Here is a 19641-nt window from a genome sequence, read left to right on the forward strand (position 1 = left end):
AGGCTACTTTTGCTGCCTTTCATCAAGTAAAACAAGTAGCATCTGCTCAATATTTTTAACACTATAAGTAAGTGCTCTCAGTAGCTCTTTCTCACTTTGTTCTGTTGCCTGCTGCGACGCTTTACCTTGATTAGCCAATACATCTTTTTGCTCAAGTATCGCCTCTCTAAACTCACTCGCATTAACTACACCAAGCAAAGACACTAAAGCACCATTTCCTGACTGCCCAGCTGTTTCAAAACTTAAACGATATAATCCAAAAATTCGCATAAGCGGCCCTTGGCTTAACCCAACATCGGTTATTTTTTCAAGCGGAATAGATTTTTCTTCTTTAAATAATATGCCACGTTTAACTACCAATTTTTGTGGTAATAAGTCAGCTGACATAGCTGCGAGTATTCGTCCGCCCACCAGCCATACAATCAGTAAAATGATAGGTATAAGCGGTATAGTAACAAGAGCCAACATTGCAAATAGCGAGGCAGTAACCATCCAGTATTGTTTTACTTTAGGATCAAAATTAGCACTTTTTAAGGTTAAGTTACTCATTAGCTTTCTTTTGTATGGTTGGGGATTTATAAAAGTACGCCAATCTAATATTGAATGCAATTTAGTCCAAACATTTATAATTAGCATTCAAATATACTTTCACACACTTATGTACATACAAAAAAGCCGAGCATACAGGGCTATGCTCGGCTTAGGTCTGGGAAAACAAACTGCTACTGCTTATTAATAAGTATGCTTACATTTTCTCTATCTGGGCCTATTACATTAAACGTGTAAGTACCTTGTTCGGTAATATTTAGTGCTATATTGGCACCTACGGCTTCAAGTGGTGTTAGTTCATCAATTGCCACTACCGGCGTATCGCCTGCTCCACCGTAATCAACGGTACTCCAATCTTCAGACGCTACTTTAAATTCGTAGTCACCCGCTTCTAACTCTATTGATGTAGAGTAAATTGCATCACCCTCGTACATCAGCGGGTTATCAGTACTCCAGTCATTTAAGCTGCCACGAATAAACACTGTCGTTTGTGCAAACATTTCAGCGTTGAGCACTTTTAGCGATACGTTATTTAAATCACTGGCGTCAAATATAAACTGGTATTCACCTTCTTCTGCAATGTCGATGGTCATATTCGCGCCCGCAACCGACAACTGCTCTACAGTGCCAACCATAACACTGGCATCTCCCTCAGCCGCTCCATAATCAACCGTGCTCCAATCTTCTGACGCTACTTTAAATTCATAACTTGCAGCGCTCAGTGTTTTAGTAAAGGTGTAAATACCTTTACCTTTATAACTTAGCTCATCGGTTACTCCCCAGTCATTAAGCGTACCGCGCACATAAATAGCGGTGCCTATAAATGGCTCTTCGTTGTATAAAGTAAGCGTTGGATTTTCAGGGTTTGAAGCATCAAGCGAAAATACATACGTTGCATCAATGGCAGCGCTAAATGTCATGTTTGCACCTGAGCGCGTTAATGGCTCGCTTTGGTTTTCAACTACATCTTTATCAGCGTCAGAAAGCGCACCAAAATCAACCGTAGACCAATCTTCTGAGGCAATTTTAAATTCGTAATCGCCAGCGCTCAGTGCAATTGCTATACGGTATTCACCATCGCCAATATATTCAAATGCATCGCGTGTGCCCCAGTCGTTTAAACTACCGCGCACAAACACAGCGGTGCTGCCATAAGGTACTACATCAGGCGCGCCTACGGTCGCATTTGCACTTAAACCAACACCTTGGCTCTCACCTTGGTTTTTAGTGAATACAGCTAATGTATAAGGCGGTACAGTAAATGTGCCTTCGTTATCGCCAGCAGCAAAATTGGCGCTAGCCATACTTGCATCAACACTGTTTTTTAATACATTGTGTAATTCAAAATCCGCTGCGGTGGCAATAGTATGGCTAAGGATTTGCTCGGTTGCGTTAATCACGACAACAAGCGCATCAAATGCAGGGTCTAAGTCTGTTAGCCCTTCGCCATCATCAATGCTCATTACTATTAAGCCATGTTGCTGCGCTTTACCTACGTTATGAAAACCCACCCGCTCAATAACATCTTGCTCTGTGGTTAATCTAAAGAGTGGGCTGCTACTACGTATTTGTAAAAATTCATTAAATACATCATGTGCAAAGGTAATATCTTGTGGCTGTGCAGCCGCTTGGGTATTAGCAGAAATAGGCATAATTTCTTGCCATTTCACTTCGTTGTCTTGTGCGGGTGGCAAGCCAATATTCCAGTTATTGGTATTTTGGGTAAAATCCACAAAGTTAAACCAGTCGCCCGAGTCGTAGCTGTTACGATCCATCGATTTTGAACGCAGCAAGTCGGCGCCCATTTGCATAAATGGAATACCTTGGCTCATAAGCGGAAGTGCTAATGCCATATTATGAGCACGAACGCGCTGCTCAATACTCATATTAGTGCTGTGTTTATATTGCAGCTGATCCCATAGTGTTTCGTTATCGTGTTTTGATACGTAATGAATGCTATCGGCAGGGTCTAGTGCATACGCCGTTGGCTGAGTATTCCAAGTAAAGCTATTACCCTTTGCTGAGTTACCTTTAAAGTCTTTTAAAACGTAGTTTTGTAAATTACCCGCAAGTGACAAACGTAACGTGTCTTGCTCTGCTAAATTGCCATCCGTTGAGCTATTACTAAATAATGCGCCGCCGCGAACGGCTTCACGAATACGGTCGTTAAAGGTACCTACTTCGCTACCGGCCATATCGGCTTGTTTGGCTTGCACAAATAAGCGGTTATTTGCCACCTCACCAAAGTCCCAACCTTCGCCATAAAAGTAGTTATCTTCATCAACAGCTTGCACTGCATCACGTGCTGCAAGAATTGACGATTTTGGCATGTGCCCCATTACATCAAATCTAAAGCTGTCATAGCCAAATTCACGCGCCAAAATAACTAATGAATCACTAACAAACTTATCCATCATTACATGCTCTGTAGCTGTATTTTCACAACACGTTGAGCGCTCTATTTCACCGCTTACTTCGTTATAGCGATGGTAGTAACCCGGTACTAGCTTATCAAATACCGACTTGTCCCAAATACCCGACGATGTTGTATGGTTATAAACCACATCAAGCACTACGCGCAGACCAATAGATTGCAGTGATTGCACCATAGCGCGGGTTTCTTTAACGCGGGCAATGCCCTCTGGGCTTGAGGCGTACGAGCCTTCAGGCGCAATAAAGTAATGCGGATCGTAACCCCAGTTAAAGCTATCTAAGCTGCGCATAGCATCAGCAAGTGCTTGTGCGTCATCTGAGCCTGGTAAATAACCGCCCATTAAATCAATAATGGTGCTGTTTTTATCTTGGGTTTTACACGCATCGGCTTCATCGTTGATTTGCTCACATAAATCTCCTAGCGTATCGCTAATATCTACACGCTTACTGACGTCTTCATCTATGGTGCCAATATCAGTAATAGGTAATAAATGAAAGTGCGTTAAGCCATTTTGAGCCAAAGTTTGTAAGTGCTGCATAGGAGCACTATTTAGCTCAGTAAATGCAAGGTATTTACCGCGGTTAGCCTCTGTTACGCTGTTATCGCGCGCACTAAAGTCACGTACATGGCCCTCGTAAATAATCGCATCTTCTGGGTTTTCTACAGTAGGAATAAGGCGTGTATCCCAGCCTTCGGGTTTAGTGTCTTCATCGGCTAAATTAATCAACTGGCTGTATAAACCATTGGTAGATACATTTAGTGAGTAAGGGTCTGTGCTCCAAAGCGACTCTATTTGCTGAGTCAGTGGGTGGTAAACATCAAAATTAAAGCGGTAGTAGTGGCGGTCGTATTGCATATCTAAACTTGCCTGCCAAATACCTGTCTGTGTATTTAATGTCATTGGAGTAGAGTGCACTTGTGTTTTTGCATCATCAAACACATTTAGCATCATGTTATTAGCGGTGGGTGCCCACACAGTTACATCAATCGCGTTATTGCCATAGTTTACACCCAGCACAGCTTCATTAGCATCGTCTTCGCCTTGCGTATAAAGGGCATCGAGTGCTTTAGCGGTTTGCACATAGCTTGCTTCTAGCAGCGTGCCTTCACTATCGTAACCTGCAATAACAAGCTGCGATTTAATAAGTGCTTTAGCCGTGCTTGTATCCCAACTTCCTTCGTATGCGTTCCAGGTGGTTAAATGCGGTACTTTTGACGCTTGCTCATCAGTTATATTGCTTGATTGCAGCGTAACAGTATCGCCGTTTAAACCAGTATCAATATCCACTTCAAGCTCAGCCGTAGCTGATGAATGTAACTTAATTAGGCTTGTAAACTCGTTACTTGGTTTATACAAAATAGTATTTAAATCTATCCAATGCGCTGAAGCACCTGTTATAGCAACTGCGCGTTCGCCTAAACTTAATATAGGGTATTCAAACACCGAAGGCTCGCCATGAATGGTAAAGTTCATACGCTGAAAGGTTTCATCGTCTTGCATCAGCGGCATGGTTAAATCAACATCACCAAACGCCTTACCTGACCCTTCTGTACCAATATGAATAATAAAATTAGCACATTCGTTATAACCCTCTTTAAGGTTAATTATCCAGTACGCACCGTAGTTTGGATCAATACCATCGTATTCATGGCCGTTAGCCCAATCACTGGTATCAAATGGTGGTGCATAAGCATCACACACATCGTTATTCCACGAATGTAATCGGTAGCCTTCGTAGTTATCATCGGCTAAGCGGTTATAAAATAAAACCGCCTCTCCCTCCCCTGCAAATACAACAGGGTCTGGCAGGGTTGGGTCGGCGTCAACCACGCAACTTTCGTTATTTTCATCAGGTACTGTAGGTGCAGGGCACGATATAGGTTCGGGATCGACACATTGTGACCCCGCTTCATTAGGGACTTGTGGCACATTACAGGTAAGTAATGGTTCACCAGATTCAACATCACCTGTTCCACCACACGCTGCTAATAGCATTAACGCTAACGTTATTAGCAAATATTTAGACATAGTTATAATTTTCATTTTTAAACGCTCCGTTTGCTAATTAATGACTGTATGTAAAACCAAGGTAGAACTGACGACCAAAGTACTGAGTCGTCCCTGTTCGTTGCTCTGAGCCAAAGTAACTTTGGGTTGGTTCATCGGTTAAGTTATTAACTTGCAAAAGCATTGTTAGCGAGTCGCTAAAGCGATAAGAGGTTTGAAAGTCGACTACGGTTTCAGCATCAAAATTAACCACTTGCTCGTTAATGGCAACCTGCTCTGATACAAATTCATCGCGGTAACGCACATTAAGGCGGGTTTCAAAATCATCCATTGAGTAAAAAACCGTGGCATTAAACACGTTATTAGATAGCCCAGGTAAAGATTGCGATAACGTGTCGCCCCCTAAGCTGGTAATCGATTCAATTTCACTTTCGGTGTATGAGTAACTTGCGTTAGCGCCTAAGCCATTAAATGGCTCAGGTAAAAAGGTAAACACTTGCGTATAAGCAAGCTCTAGCCCTCTGATATAGCCACCTTCACCGTTATTAACTGCCGTGGTGTAAATACCGTTTGTTGTCGCAACTTGCTCGCCACTAACGGGGTCTTCTATAGAGTCAGGTACGTTAAAGCCATTGCCTTTAAAGTCGAAGTTTTCGATTGATAAGGTTTCAACAAACGAGTCTATATTTTTATAAAATAACGCTGCTGCGATAGTACCGTTACCTTCTTCAAAATAATATTCGTAAGATAAGTCGTATTGGTCGGCATAAAAGGGTTTTAAAAATGGGTTATTAGTACTTGAACCATTAATAACACCATCATCGCTTACGTTTGCACTGGCATCGCCCGCTAAGCGGTTAATTGGCGCACGCGACATTACTTTAGCCGCAGCAAAGCGCACAAGTGAATTGTCGTTAAGTTGCAGATTTAAATTTAATGATGGTAAGTAGTCGGTGTATTTAGTGCCTAATACATTAGGCGCGTATAAATCATTTACAATGCCGTTCTCATCAACAATATTTTGCGCACCTAAGCGCGCATCGCCTGCTACGTTTTCTAGTACCGTTGCTGATTGGTCGGTTTCAACGCGGCGCACACCCACATTACCCGATAGGTCGAGCCCCCCTATTTGCGTGTTAATGTTTACCATAACGTACGCAGCTAGCACATCTTCAAACACCGAGCCGCTTTGTAGCACTGTCCACGAATAGTTACTTGTGTAACCTTGCGCGTCGTCTACGCCATCGGCGTTGCCCCATGTTTGAACAGGCTCGGGCGTGCCATCTGGAAACCACGCATTGAGCGCTTTGTCTAAATCAATCGCTAAATACGATGGGAAATAACTAAACTCGCCCTGCCAGTCAACCACAGAGGCCATATCGTTGGTTAAACGTAAAGGCGGTTGCGTTGCTGAAAACGCCCCGTCGTTACCGTACTCAAATACCGATCGTTTTCGGCTGTACTCTCTATCTGAGTAGCGCGCACCAAACTCTACGGAACTAAATATATCGCTTTCTAACTCGTATTTAAAATCGAGCCTAAATGCCGTTACTTCATCTTCTGTTTGATCTGGGTAAATACCATATTTGCTGACCATTACACGGTCTATATCGCTAAAGGCGGCCGCCTGATTAAACCCAACGTCAGGTAAATTTAAGCCGTTTAATTGATAGTTAATTGCTACGTTGTTATCAAATACTGGCGTTTCTGCATTGGCATCTTCTGCTACTAAGCTCCACAGTAAGCCATTTCTAAAATTACTTTTTGCGCGAGAAAGCGACACATCGGCATTTACGCTTAATCTATCGGTTACCTGCCAATCGGCATTAACGCCAAAACTATCTACTTCGTCAAAGTCTTGGTTGTCGTCGTTTACTATTTCAACGCGGGTATAGCTTTGCGAAGTGCGGTTAACCGCTGCGCCTATTACGGCATTACCATCGAGCTGAGCGTTAGCATATGCAGCTGTTGGCCCGCCTAATTTAACCCTCAAGCCGCGAGCAAACGACTCTTTATCAAAGCGCGATAAAAACGCATCACCTTTTAATTTAAAGTTATCTACCGGCGCCCACTCTACAGCTGCTAAGTAACCATTACGGGTTTCTTCGCCGCCTAAATGCTGTAGCTCAAAGCCTTCGCTAATGTATTCGTTTTCTGGATTAGCTAAAGGGCCATTGGTGTCGTTAGCTGCGCCATCAACGTCTTTTGTATCGTTGTACGCAAGGCCAATAAACTGCGTTGCTACACTTGGCTGAAACAAACGCGCATAGCCAAGCGCTACGCCTAATGTGTCGTCTAGGTATTTGCCTTGATACGAAAAACTAATTCGGTCGCCAAACTCAGTGGCATCCGACACCTCTGAGGCGCGGTCGTTATACATACCGCGCACATTAGCTACAAATTTATGTGTTTGGTCGTTATTGAGTGGGCTGGCGGTTTCAAGCTCTACCGTACCGGCCACGCCACCTTCAATAAGCGATGCCTTTGGCGATTTGTATACCGCCGCAGAGCTAATTAATTCTGACGGATATTGGTCAAACTCAATACTGCGGCTGCCACTTGTAGATACTTGCTCGCGGCCATTAAGTGTTGAAAATACAAACCCGCCCGACAGCCCGCGTATATTAATTTGCGCCGCTTGGCCGCCCGTTCTTACTGCTGAAATACCTGGTAATCGTGTAAGCGCATCGGCCATTGAAATATCAGGCAATGCCCCTAAATCATCGGCAGAAATTTGTTCTGACACCGTATCGCTAAAACGCTTTTGATTTAAAGATTGGATTAAACTGCGACTAAAGCCTCGCACTTCAATAATTTCTAAATCTTCAGCTTGTGTGCTGGGTGATTGATTTGTTGAGCCTTCGTTTGCAGCCAATGCACTATTTGCGGCAAATAAAGCCAGCATAAGTGCACTTAGTTTAAACTTGTCCATGTGTGTGAACCTTTGAGTTATTGTTGTCAGGTGTTGCTGTGTTGTTCAAAACACAACCAACAAATTGTAACTAAAAGGTAAAATTAATGTGATGAATACGTATGCAGGGCATGAGGGTTAGGCTGCAGGTGTATGCGCGTACAGACACCTGCATTTGGAACGCTATTTAAAGGCTAAGCACCACTTTTATCGCAAGAGCAATAAATACGACTCCCAGTATTTTATCAAGCCACGGGTTTTGTTTGGTAAATCCAAAGCGGTTTTTTGAAACCTCTGTCAGTAACGCCACCAGCAAGTACCAACCGGTATCAATTACAAACACGGTTAAGCACATAATTATGCCCACACTTAAAGTAAGTAGCTGAGGGTCAATAAACTGTGAGAACAAGGCTAAAAAGAAAATCGCGAGCTTGGGGTTTAAAAAAGCAATGGCAAAACCATCTTGTAATGCTTTAGCTGCACTTACCTCACTTTTTTGTACTTCAAGTTCGTCATTACTTGGTTTTGCTAGCAATATTTTTATACCTAAATACGCCAAATAGGCCGCACCTAAGTAAACGAGTATTTGATAAACAGTTGGAAACTGCGTCATTAAAGCGCCTAACCCTAATAACGATGCACCGGCATACAAGCCAACGCCAGTACCATGACTGAGCGCGGCAAGCATACCGTTTTTCATACTACCGTTAAGTGAGTGCTTTAAAACCACCGCTAAACTTGGTCCTGGCGACATTGCGCCCATCATACAAATAGCCGCTAGGCTTAACCATACTGTAAATGTCATTTAAAGCTCGTCAGTTTCAATAAACAAAGTATAACCATGCACTTGGCCATAAAAGCCTGTCAATGGCACTGCGTTTATTACTTTCCAGCCATCTTGGTTTAATTCCTGTATGCGGTCATTCAGTGCGACTATATCTACCCCACCCAAAAAACGGGTCTTTCTAAATTCGATTACTTTTTGCATTTTAATCCTTGAGTGTCTTATACCAATTCGCTTATTTAAGTGATCTTTTTTGAGGATGGAAAAACGTGTTGATAGCTAGGCAAAAAATTCGCTATTTAGTTGTTCTAAATGAGAATTTTTTAACGCAGGTAGCGACACGTTTAGGCCCGCAAAATGATTAAGTAATATTGCGGATTGGTATTATAAAGTGTATTCAAAATCGTAGTAGTGAATCCCTTGCTCAATACATATTTTCATACTGCCCGTTAACCCTTCTAGCTCATGAGTGCCTGAGTCGGGAATTACATTTAAAATTAGGCTGTCTTGGCCTTTATCCATCGTGCCAAAATGCTGCAGTACAAAGCTGCCTTTTTTGCCGTCAAGCTCGCCTATTACTTGCTCTATGGCAACGTAACCGGCACCGCCTTGCGTGGGTGTCATGGCGCTTAGCATTTCGCCCTGGCTGGTAGCATTTAAGCTACCTTTAAATGTTTTATCTATCGACATGCGCCCTAAATTAACGCCGTTTTGGCCGCTTGCGTAGCCTTCTATTGGGGCTAAATTTACATTAAATTCTCCACTTACAGTTGCAGTAGTCATAACGTTTCCTTATTGATGCTAATATTTAAGAGTATTGATTTTTATTATCTTAGTGCCATATCTATACCTTAACCTTTAAAAAGAATCCACTATGTCAAAAACAACACCTAAGCCCGAAAAAGCCGCTTTTAGTAGTTTATTACCTATTTTTGCTTTTATTAAACCGTATAGATGGATGGTAGTCGCCGCTCTAGCCGCATTACTCGTAACGGCAGGCGTTAACTTGTCATTAGGGCAAGGTGTTAAGTTTGTCATAGATCATGGCTTTATTGCAGGCTCTAAAGATCAGTTACAACAAGCTGTATTGGTGCTTATTGGTTTAATTAGTTTATTGGCCGTTGGCACATTTAGCCGTTTTTATTTAATGTCGTGGATTGGCGAGCGAGTCAGTAACGATATTCGCAAAGCCGTGTTTAATCGCATTGTTACTTTGCACCCAAGCTACTTTGAAGAAAACCGCAGTGGCGAACTTATGTCGCGTTTGACAACCGACACAACATTACTGCAATCAATTATTGGTTCATCATTTTCTATGGCGCTTCGCAGTGTACTTATGTTGATTGGTGGGCTTGCTATGCTGTTGTTTACTAATTTAAAACTTACTTTAGTAGTTGTTGCTTGTGTGCCGTTGGTACTTGTTCCTATGATGATATTTGGTAAAAAGGTGCGCAAACTTGCAAGTTCTAGCCAAGATGCTATTGCCGACATAAGTACCTATGCCGGCGAAATCATACAAAATATTAAAGTAGTGCAAAGCTATAGCCACGAAGAGCAAGAGCAGCACGCTTTTGCACTTGAAACCGAAAAAGCCTTTAATGTGGCTAAAAGCCGCATTAAGCAACGTTCGTTTTTAATTGCAGCGGTAATATTTTTAACTTTTAGCGCTATTAGCGCAATGCTGTGGGTCGGCGGCAGCGACGTATTAGCAGGTACCATGACTGGCGGTGAGCTAGGAGCCTTTGTGTTTTACGCTATTATGGTAGCAATGTCGGTGGCAACCGTTGCTGAAGTATATGGCGAACTACAACGCGCAGCAGGCGCAGCTGCAAGATTACTTGAGTTACTTGCTGTTAAAAGTGAGATAGAAAACCCACTAAATCCACAAGATAGTAACTTACTAAAAAATAGTAACAGCCCTGCTATTACGCTTGAGAATATAGGCTTTAACTACCCTTCTCGCCCAGACGTAAGCGCACTTAATAAAATAAGTTTAAATATACTTCAAGGCCAAACTGTGGCTATTGTTGGCCCTTCTGGCGCAGGTAAAACAACCTTATTTGAATTACTACAGCGCTTTTACGATCCGGCTAGCGGAGCCATCAAATTTAAAGATATAAACATTAAAGAATTATCGCTTAATACCCTCAGAGGTAAAATGGGTATGGTAGCGCAAAACCCTATTTTATTTAGCTCCGATGTAATGCATAACATTCGCTACGGCAACCCAAAAGCAAGTGACGAGCAAGTATATGCCGCTGCCAAACATGCTCATGCTGATGAATTTATTAAACAATTACCGCAAGGTTATAACAGTTTTTTAGGTGAGCAAGGTGTGAGGTTATCGGGTGGGCAAAAGCAGCGTATTGTACTGGCACGCGCTATTTTAAAAGACCCTGAAATACTGCTTTTAGATGAAGCAACCAGTGCACTCGATGCTCAAAGTGAGCACCACGTGCAAGCTGCGCTTGAGCATTTAATGCAAAACCGCACCACGCTTATTATTGCCCATAGACTAGCAACGGTTAAACATGCCGATGTGATTGTAGTCATGGAAAATGGAGAGATTATAGCAACGGGTACCCACCAAGAATTAGTAGCAAGTAACCCGTTGTATCAAAAACTGTGTGAATTACAGTTTAATAAAGACTAATTATTCTTCAGTGTTTGGTACTATTTGAATTTCTACACGGCGGTTTTGAGCACGGCCATTTGCACTATCGTTAGTCGCAATTGGACGTGTTTCGCCATAACCCATAGTACTTACACGCTCAGCCATGATTTGCTGGTTCACTAAGTAGTTTTTAACGCTTTGAGCACGTTCACGCGATAGGTTCATGTTGTAGCTGTCTTTACCTGTGCTATCTGTATGGCCTTCAATACTTAGGTACGTTTTTTCGTATTTGTTCATCACTTTAGCAATCGCATCTAAGGTATCGTTAAAGCCAGACGAAATATAAGATTGGTCGGTCGCAAACGTAATATTAGATGGCATAACTAAACGCAAGTTATCGCCTTCACGTACAACTTCAACACCAGAGCCTGCAAGTTCATCACGAAATGCTTCTTCTTGCTTATCCATGTAGTTGCCCACTGCAGCGCCAGCTAGTGCGCCGATAGCAGCGCCTATAAAAATACGCTTATCTTTATGGTTACTTGTTGCTTTACCTAATACGCCACCCGCTGCTGCGCCAATAGCCGCACCTTTGCCGGTGTTATTCATTTCACAACCAGAAAGTAATACAGCTACTACGGTTACGCTTAAAAGTGATTTAGTTAAAGTCATGGTGATACCCTATTCATTAAGAATTTAGCAAGAGTATGCAAATACATGTATGAACAAACTATGAAGAGAGTGTTAAAAGCAGCGCATCTTGCTTGATTGTTAAACAGACCTCAAACTAATGTGCCGTTTTAATAAAAATGTCATACTACGCTGTGACAATTTAATGAATTTTACAAAGGATATTGGCGCAATGTTAATTGCTATTTTTAGACAATTTTTTTTACTAGGGTGCATGAGTTTTGGTGGCCCCGCTGCGCATTTAGGCTATTTTAAGCGCCACTTTGTAGATTCGTTAAATTGGCTAACTAACACCCGTTACGCACAACTTATTAGTTTAAGCCAAGCATTACCAGGGCCAGGCTCTAGCCAAGTTAGTTTTGCTATTGGTGTTGAGCGTGCAGGAGTACTGGGTGGTATAGCTGCTTTTGTAGGCTTTACCTTGCCTTCGTTTTTAATAATGGTGCTGCTTGCGGTTAGTGCCCATCAGTTTGACGCTGTTTACTTTGCAATTATTGCAGGCTTAAAGTTATTTGCCGTTGTTATAGTCGCGGATGCAACACTTAGTATGGCTAAAAGCTTTTGTACAAGTGCTGCGCTTAAGTTACTTGCGATAATGAGTACACTTGCCTTGGTGTTATTTCCAATGATGGGAACTCAAATAGCGATTTTAATCACCGCTGCAACAGTAGGTGCTATATGGCCTTTATTAAAACTTGGCACAGTAGCAGACGATGTTAGCAGTAAAAACAGTAATATTAATTGGATTGCACTGGGGTTATTTGCGCTCTTACTTGGGGTTAGCTTTATTCCACTAGGGCATGAGTTTGCTTTGTTTACCCCTTTTTACCAAGCGGGTGCAATGGTGTTTGGCGGCGGACACGTAGTACTGCCGGTACTTCAAGCTGGCGTACCAGCATTGAGTGATGATCAGTTTTTAAGTGCTTACGCGAGTGCACAGGCAGTGCCAGGGCCAATGTTTACTATTGCTACTTACTTAGGCGCACAACTTACTACTGAGCAACCTTTAGTGGGTGCCCTTATAGCTACACTGCTTATATTTATGCCTGGTTTTTTACTTATACTGGCGTTTCAGAAGAGTTGGATTAATTTGGCAAGTAAGCCACGTTTTGCAAGTTCAATAGCGGCGCTTAATGCAGCGGTAGTCGGTTTTTTAGCGGCCGCATTGTATTCACCAATTTGGACATCGGCTGTGCATAACCTTTGGCAGGTTGCGTTACTAATAATTACATTTGCATGGCTGCCATTTAAAAAGCCACCTATTTGGTGGCTCTTAGCTTTATTTATTGCTGTGGGTCTTTTGCAGCACTATTTGCCATCACTCTAAATGTTGGCTTATCTGTTTGTTGCTCGTTAGGAGGGCTTAATTGCCCACTCACACTTTGATATGCCCTAAGCCCAAACACTGGCAATACTGCAAGTAAATGGTCCATTATTTCGGCTTGTAGATGCTCGTACGAAATCCAGCGTTTGTCTTCACTAAAGCAATAAAACTCAATCGGTAACCCGTGGTTCATTGGTTGTAGCTCTCGTACCATTAACGTAAGCGACGTATTAATTTTACTGTGCTGCTTTAAATAGCCCTCAGCATAACGACGAAACAGCCCTAAATTAGAAACTTGAGCGGGTAATGTCGTCACTCGGATATAGTCATGAAGCGGAATAGCCGCATCTATTTGCTTTCTAAATTCATCACTTACTAAACAAATACTGTGCATATCTATATTAAGTGAACGTTTAATACGTCTACCGCCCGACTCTTGCATACCGCGCCAGTTTTTAAACGAACCCGCAACTAGCATATAAGTTGGAATAGTTGTAATGGTGTTATCCCAGTTACGTACCTTTACAGTGTTTAAACCCAAATCAATTACTTCGCCATCGGCGCCATAGTTTTCTACTTGAATCCAATCACCATAGGTTACTAGGCGATTTGCTGCGATTTGAATACTAGCTACAAAGCCTAAAATAGTGTCTTTAAATACTAATAACGTAACAGCAGCAATAGCACCAAAGCCAGAGAGAATATAAGTGGGTGACTTCTCAAGGAAAATACTTACAATTAAAATAGCACACACAATAAAGGTGATTAGCTTAACAACCTGAATTAAGCCCTGAATAGGGACTTCGCGTGCAAACTCCAATTGGTTATAAATAGAACCCGCAATGCTTACAATACTGCTAAAAATAAAACCTACATGAATAATTAGTATGGCTTGGCCAACCGTTTTCAAAATTTCAGCGGTCAGCTCATTAACCGGATAAACACTGTCAAAGGTCGCCAAAAATAATACGCAGCAAAGCATACCTGCAATACGTCTATTAAGCTTATTAAGCATAGGCGACAACGAACCAATACGTTGAGGCGAAAGCTTAGTTACCACTTTTTGAATGCCTGGTAACATTAACCTACGAGTAAATAAGTAAACAATTAATAAAGAAAAAATCCCTATTGAAACTGCGGTAATAGAACTAAGAAAATCCGCATCGGGTACTTTTTCAAACCAAGGAGCTATTAACTCCTGTAGGTGGGTGTTGGTCATAGTGTTTCAATTTCCTTACTGATTTGTGGTTCAGGTAAATCTTGTTGAGCATAAATATCGGCAAGCTGCTGATCTTTCGCAACCCATAGCTCATTCACATAATGTTGAAAATTAGCTTTAAATACGTCATCGGTTTGATAGCTGCCCTGCATATTGTCATTAATGGGCGTTACGTCTATTGAAACATAAATAGAATCTAGCTCGCCTTTGAGTAAGTTCCGACAAACGTGATCTGTTTTACCGCTATACACTAAACTTGTATTTAGCATGGCATCAAATTGGTTGGCTAGCACTTCAAGCGCAAAAGCAATGCCACCCGCTTTGGGTTTTAATAAGTGCTTAAAAGGACTTTGCTGCAGATTATGCTTAGCTGGCGTAAAGCGTGTGCCTTCAACAAAATTAACGATGGTAGTAGGATAGTGACGAAAATTGCGACAGCTGTGCTTTGTGCGCTCTACATCCAACCCTTTCAATTTTGGGTTTTTAGCAAGCTGTGCTTTGCTTACCCGTTTCATAAACGGCATACCCATAGCCCACGCACCAGTGCCAATAAAAGGCACGTATTTTAATTCATCTTTTAAAAAAAACTTAGGGGCTGGTAATGCATGTAATGAGCTAAGCACAGTTATATCTAACCAACTCGTGTGATTACATATAAGTAAATACCAACTTTTTGAATTTAAATCGCCACTTATATCAACCATAATATTAGGACAACCTAACCACAAGCCAAACCGATTGCCATTGCACCACCCTCGATAAGCGCTGTGCAATAAAGAGTTAACAACAGACAAAGGCAGTAATAACTTAATAAGCCCTAGTACAAATACTAGTGAGCCAAAAAGCATTACATTAGAAAACAATACGCAGCCCACAATTAAGCCGTTAAGCCAATTTGGTAACCACTTTTTTAGCATAACTGTAAGCTCATATTTTTGCCTTTTATTTGGGGTGTTTTTCGAGCGATTGTAATGTTTGCTCTTTATTTTCCCATAAACGATTTAGCTCGCTTTGAAAGCGTACTCTAAATTCAGAATCGCCGGTGTAGTCACCAATAAGCTCTTCGCTTACAGGCCTTACATCCACGTGTACGTTGATATTTTTTACCTTACCACCTGCAAAATCCATGAATGTAGGAATGCCATCAGGGTAATGAATTGTAACGTTAACCACTTTAGTAATTTGCTCGCCCATCGCTTGCATTACAAAAGCGATACCGCCCGCTTTTGGTTTTAATAAATGTGGAAACGGGCTATTTTGGCGCGCGTGCTTTTGTGTAGTAAAACGAGTGCCTTCTACAAAGTTAACCACACTTACTGGCATCTCTTTAAATTTTTCGCAGGCTTTACGCGTGGTTTCTAAGTCTTTGCCACGCAGTTTTGGATTCTTTTTTAATTGGCTTTTACTCGTGCGGGTCATAAACGGAAAATCAAGCGCCCACCAACACAAACCTAGAATAGGCACGTAAATAAGCTCTTTTTTCAAAAAGAAGTTTAAAAATGGAATTTTACGGTTAAACACGCGCTGCAATACTAAAATATCGACCCAGCTTTGGTGATTTGCAATTACTAGGTACCAATCCTTTAGCTTGAGGTCTTCAAGGCCAGTTACATTAAGTTTAGTTGGCGTAAATAACTTTTGATTTAAGCTATTAAAGGTCACCCAAATAGTTGCAAATTGCTTTGCAGCCCAGCTCATAACCTTTTGTAGAGGCTTAATAGGTATAAGCTTTATAAGCCCACAAATAAAAATAGGCACAAACCAAAAAAGTGTGTTTATTGTGTAAAAAATAATACTAAATACACCGCGAATAACTGACATTACTTCCATTCCTTTAAACATTGCGCAGCCACTAATACTGCGCTTTCAGTTGCTTACAAATTAATCTTCAAAATAGGTATAGCCTTCAAGGCCTGCATTAAGCTCAGCTAAATAACCTTCTTTACACTGCGCTGATACATCAAGTTTATTAACTTGGTACGCAAAGTTGTCAGCTAAAATGGCGCTATCATAGTCAACAAACTTTAATACATCCTTAACGCTATCACCTTTTATGGCATTGGTTAACACATAACCTTCATCATTAAGCTCTACATGCACTGAATCAGTGTCACCGAATAAGTTGTGTAAATCGCCTAAAATTTCTTGATATGCACCCACCATAAACATAGCAATGTGGTATTGCTCACCGTGCTTATATTCTGGTATTGGTAGGCTGGTTTCGATACCAGCGCCTTCAACGTATTCGCGGATTTGCCCGTCAGAGTCACAGGTAATATCTTGAATAATCGCGCGCTGAGTCAATGGTTGAGTTAAGTTTTCGATTGGCATAACCGGAAACAACTGCTGAATACCCCATACATCAGGCAACGACTGAAATAATGAAAAGTTAACAAAGAGTTTATCGGCAAGCTTTTCGTTTAAATCGTCGAGTACTTCACGGTGCGCGCGCGCATTATTACTAAGCGATGCACGTACACGATGTAAAATAGTAAAGTAAAGCAGCTCTATTTTCGCCCACTCTAGCATGCTTACTAAGCCATGCACGTACTGATCGTGCGCTTCGCTAAATAAGTGCATAGCGTCGTGATAAATCTCAAGTGCCATACGCGGGTTTAAACGCTGTAAACACTGCCACATTTCATCAAGCACTAATGCGCTATTTTCAAGCGGTGGCTCTGGATTTAAATGATTGGGCGCTTTTTCTACGTCAATTACATCAGTAATTAATACCGCATGATGAGCCGTTAAAGCGCGCCCCGATTCGGTGATAATGGCCGGATGCGTAAGGTTATGCTGATCGCACACCTCTGCAAATGCATTTACTACATTACGCGCATACTCTTCTACGGTGTAGTTCATTGAACACGCGCTGCGCGAGCCAGAGCCCTCGTAATCAACGCCTAAGCCGCCGCCTACATCAACGGTGTTTAACGGTACGTTTAATTGTGTAAGCTCAGCAAAGTGGCGTGCACATTCACGCAAAGCACGGTGAATATCACGAATGTTGGCGACTTGAGAACCAATATGAAAGTGCACCATTTGCATTAAGTGCAGCTTATTATGCTTTTTCAGCACTTCAACAGCACTTAGTACTTGGCCTGCCGTTAAACCAAACTTGCCTTTTTCGCCGCCCGTGTTTTGCCACTTGCCTTTGCCTACTGAGTTTAGGCGAATACGAATACCAATAGCCGGTTCAATACCTAGGTTGTCTATTTCTTCAAGTAGTGTGGTCAGTTCTGAAAGCTTTTCTACCACAATTTTTACGCTGTGGCCCATTGCTTGACCAATACACGCTAGGCGTAAAAACTCACTGTCTTTATAGCCGTTACACACAATAGTGATTGGCTCTTTTGCTACGCCCAAAATAGCCATAAGTTCTGGCTTTGAGCCTGCTTCTAGGCCAACAAGTCCGCTTGGATGCGCTAATAGCTTACTTACTACAGAGCGTTGCTGATTTACTTTAATTGGGTAAACACAGGTGTATTTGCCATTATATTCACGATTTGCTCGCACTTGCGTAAACGCGTTAGTAAGGGTGTCTACACGATTTTTTAAAATATCAGTAAAGCGTACTAAGACCGGCAATGTTAAACCTTGTTGTTTAAACTGCTCTGTTAATTGCGTTAAAGAAATGGCCGGTTTTGTTTGGTCGCCATCTGGGTAAGCCACCAGTTCGCCTTGTGCGTTAATATCAAAATAACCATCACTCCAATGAGCAACGTTATAAGTGGCGCGTGCTGTTTCTAAACCCCAGGTCATGGCAACTCTTCTTTAGTCAATTAGGTATAAAGGCGCATTTTAATACGTCACTATCCACTAGGCTAACAAAAATTGAACTTTCACTCACTCCTAACTAACTTTATTCGTCAAATCAGTTAAAATGTCATTGAGCAAAACGCCAAGCACTGGCAGAATTGCCCCTTTTTCATACTCAACCTAAAAAAGTGTAATAGTAACTATGGCAAATTTAGATCAAAGTAAGTGGTTTACTGAAATTAGCGACCGCGATGGCAGCGCATTTTCATTACGTATTAATAAAAAGTTAGATGAAAAACAGTCTCCTTTTCAAAAGGTAGAAATGTTTGAAACCACAGACTTTGGTAATTTAATGATCATCGACGGGTGTACTATGGTAACAACCCGCGAAAACTTCTTTTATCATGAGATGATCAGCCACCCTGCACTTTTAGCGCACCCAAACCCTAAAAACGTCGTTATTATTGGCGGCGGCGACTGCGGTACTTTACGCGAAGTATTAAAACACCCAGGCGTAGAAACTGTAACGCAAATAGATATAGACGAAGTAGTAACGCAAATGTCGTTAAAATACTTCCCAGAGCTTTGTGAATCTAACAACGACGCCCGTGCAACGGTTATGTTTGACGACGGTATTAAATACATGCGCGAAGCCGCTGGCGAATCTATCGACGTGGTTATTGTTGATGGCACCGATCCGGTGGGTCCAGGTGAAGGTTTATTTAATCATGCGTTTTACACAAGCTGTTTAGATGCACTGCGCCCAGGTGGTATTTTAGTACAACAAAGCGAATCACCTCTTATGCATATGCCATTATTAGTTGAAATGCGCGAAGCAATGCTAAGCGTAGGCTTTAACGATTTACAAACACTGCCATTCCCGCAACCAATTTACCCAAGCGGTTTATGGTCGGTAACACTTGCACGTAAATCACAAGCATTTGACGGTTTTAGAGAAGACGGCGCAGCACAAATAGCTGAGCAAAGTGAATACTACAACAGCGGTATTCATCATGGTGCACTCGCTACACCTAACTACATGAAACGCGCTTTTGATAAAAAATAATACTAATTCACTTTAGGCTTTGTTGACTTCTCAAGGTTAAAATTGCATTAAAAAAGGGACTTTTAAAGTCCCTTTTTATATTTATAATGACTATTCAAACTGAACTCGAGCTAGCAAACAACATAAGTACAGTTATATTTCAAAACCTTAAAGAGCTATCTAACCAAATAATCAGCTTATTTAAACTTTAAATCGATGCACTAAGTGATTTAGCTCATCAGTCAATTGTTCCATTTTTTTGGTAGTGTTTAGAAATCTGTGTCATTTCAGTATTATTAAGAAA

General features: G+C 41.7%; 14 protein-coding genes. 3 read left to right on the forward strand and 11 right to left on the reverse strand.

Annotated elements, in window-relative coordinates; translation table 11 throughout:
- Nucleotides 1-3: 3 nt before the first annotated feature.
- From GQR53_RS13640 to GQR53_RS13665, 6 genes are all read right to left on the reverse strand, one after another.
- Nucleotides 4-549 (reverse strand): PH domain-containing protein, encoded by a 546-nt coding sequence (locus GQR53_RS13640; protein WP_039490497.1) that lies wholly within the window; start codon nucleotides 547-549, stop codon nucleotides 4-6.
- A gap of 173 nt (nucleotides 550-722) precedes the next feature.
- Complete coding sequence (locus GQR53_RS13645; RefSeq protein ID WP_165744193.1) at nucleotides 723-5027, reverse strand: alpha-1,6-glucosidase domain-containing protein; 4305 nt, start codon at nucleotides 5025-5027, stop codon at nucleotides 723-725.
- Nucleotides 5028-5049: 22 nt separating this feature from the next.
- The gene (locus GQR53_RS13650) at nucleotides 5050-7923 is read right to left on the reverse strand and encodes a TonB-dependent receptor (RefSeq protein WP_165744194.1); all 2874 of its coding nucleotides are present in this window, start codon (nucleotides 7921-7923) and stop codon (nucleotides 5050-5052) included.
- Nucleotides 7924-8089: 166 nt separating this feature from the next.
- On the reverse strand, nucleotides 8090-8707 hold the full coding sequence (locus GQR53_RS13655; RefSeq protein WP_039490504.1) for a LysE family translocator: 618 nt from the start codon (nucleotides 8705-8707) through the stop codon (nucleotides 8090-8092).
- The gene (locus tag GQR53_RS13660; RefSeq protein WP_024599480.1) at nucleotides 8708-8890 is read right to left on the reverse strand and encodes a hypothetical protein; all 183 of its coding nucleotides are present in this window, start codon (nucleotides 8888-8890) and stop codon (nucleotides 8708-8710) included.
- 180 nt (nucleotides 8891-9070) lie between these two features.
- Entirely contained in the window at nucleotides 9071-9469 is a 399-nt protein-coding gene (locus tag GQR53_RS13665; RefSeq protein ID WP_165744195.1) for a DUF3224 domain-containing protein, read from the reverse strand.
- 91 nt (nucleotides 9470-9560) lie between these two features.
- On the opposite strand from GQR53_RS13665, the gene GQR53_RS13670 reads away from it, so the two are divergent.
- Nucleotides 9561-11339, forward strand: coding sequence for an ABC transporter transmembrane domain-containing protein (locus GQR53_RS13670; RefSeq protein ID WP_165744196.1), 1779 nt, complete (start codon nucleotides 9561-9563; stop codon nucleotides 11337-11339).
- Here GQR53_RS13670 and GQR53_RS13675 read toward each other — a convergent pair whose 3' ends face one another.
- Entirely contained in the window at nucleotides 11340-11972 is a 633-nt protein-coding gene (locus GQR53_RS13675; RefSeq protein WP_002959537.1) for an OmpA family protein, read from the reverse strand.
- 190 nt (nucleotides 11973-12162) lie between these two features.
- Here GQR53_RS13675 and chrA point away from each other — a divergent pair, with 190 nt between their 5' ends.
- Nucleotides 12163-13317: a chromate efflux transporter gene (gene chrA, locus GQR53_RS13680; protein WP_165744199.1), complete on the forward strand. Its 1155-nt coding sequence runs from the start codon at nucleotides 12163-12165 to the stop codon at nucleotides 13315-13317.
- Here chrA and GQR53_RS13685 read toward each other — a convergent pair.
- The 4 genes from GQR53_RS13685 to speA are packed head-to-tail and all read right to left on the reverse strand — an operon-like array spanning nucleotide 13274 to nucleotide 18295.
- Nucleotides 13274-14533, reverse strand: coding sequence for a mechanosensitive ion channel domain-containing protein (locus GQR53_RS13685; protein ID WP_002959539.1), 1260 nt, complete (start codon nucleotides 14531-14533; stop codon nucleotides 13274-13276). The two genes, chrA and GQR53_RS13685, sit on opposite strands and share 44 nt — an antisense overlap.
- A complete protein-coding gene (locus GQR53_RS13690; protein ID WP_165744197.1) occupies nucleotides 14530-15450 on the reverse strand; it encodes an acetyltransferase in 921 nt (306 codons plus the stop codon). The genes GQR53_RS13685 and GQR53_RS13690 overlap by 4 nt, the downstream gene beginning before the upstream one ends.
- 25 nt (nucleotides 15451-15475) lie before the next feature.
- A complete protein-coding gene (locus tag GQR53_RS13695; protein ID WP_024604493.1) occupies nucleotides 15476-16354 on the reverse strand; it encodes an acyltransferase in 879 nt (292 codons plus the stop codon).
- Nucleotides 16355-16414: 60 nt separating this feature from the next.
- Complete coding sequence (gene speA / locus GQR53_RS13700; protein WP_165744198.1) at nucleotides 16415-18295, reverse strand: biosynthetic arginine decarboxylase; 1881 nt, start codon at nucleotides 18293-18295, stop codon at nucleotides 16415-16417.
- A 199-nt stretch (nucleotides 18296-18494) separates the two neighbouring features.
- Between speA and speE the strand changes: the two genes are divergently transcribed.
- On the forward strand, nucleotides 18495-19358 hold the full coding sequence (gene speE / locus GQR53_RS13705; protein WP_008138747.1) for a polyamine aminopropyltransferase: 864 nt from the start codon (nucleotides 18495-18497) through the stop codon (nucleotides 19356-19358).
- Nucleotides 19359-19641: the final 283 nt, after the last annotated feature.

Origin of the sequence: Pseudoalteromonas sp. Z9A6, from assembly GCF_011378805.1 — a bacterium.
Lineage (GTDB): Bacteria > Pseudomonadota > Gammaproteobacteria > Enterobacterales > Alteromonadaceae > Pseudoalteromonas > Pseudoalteromonas distincta.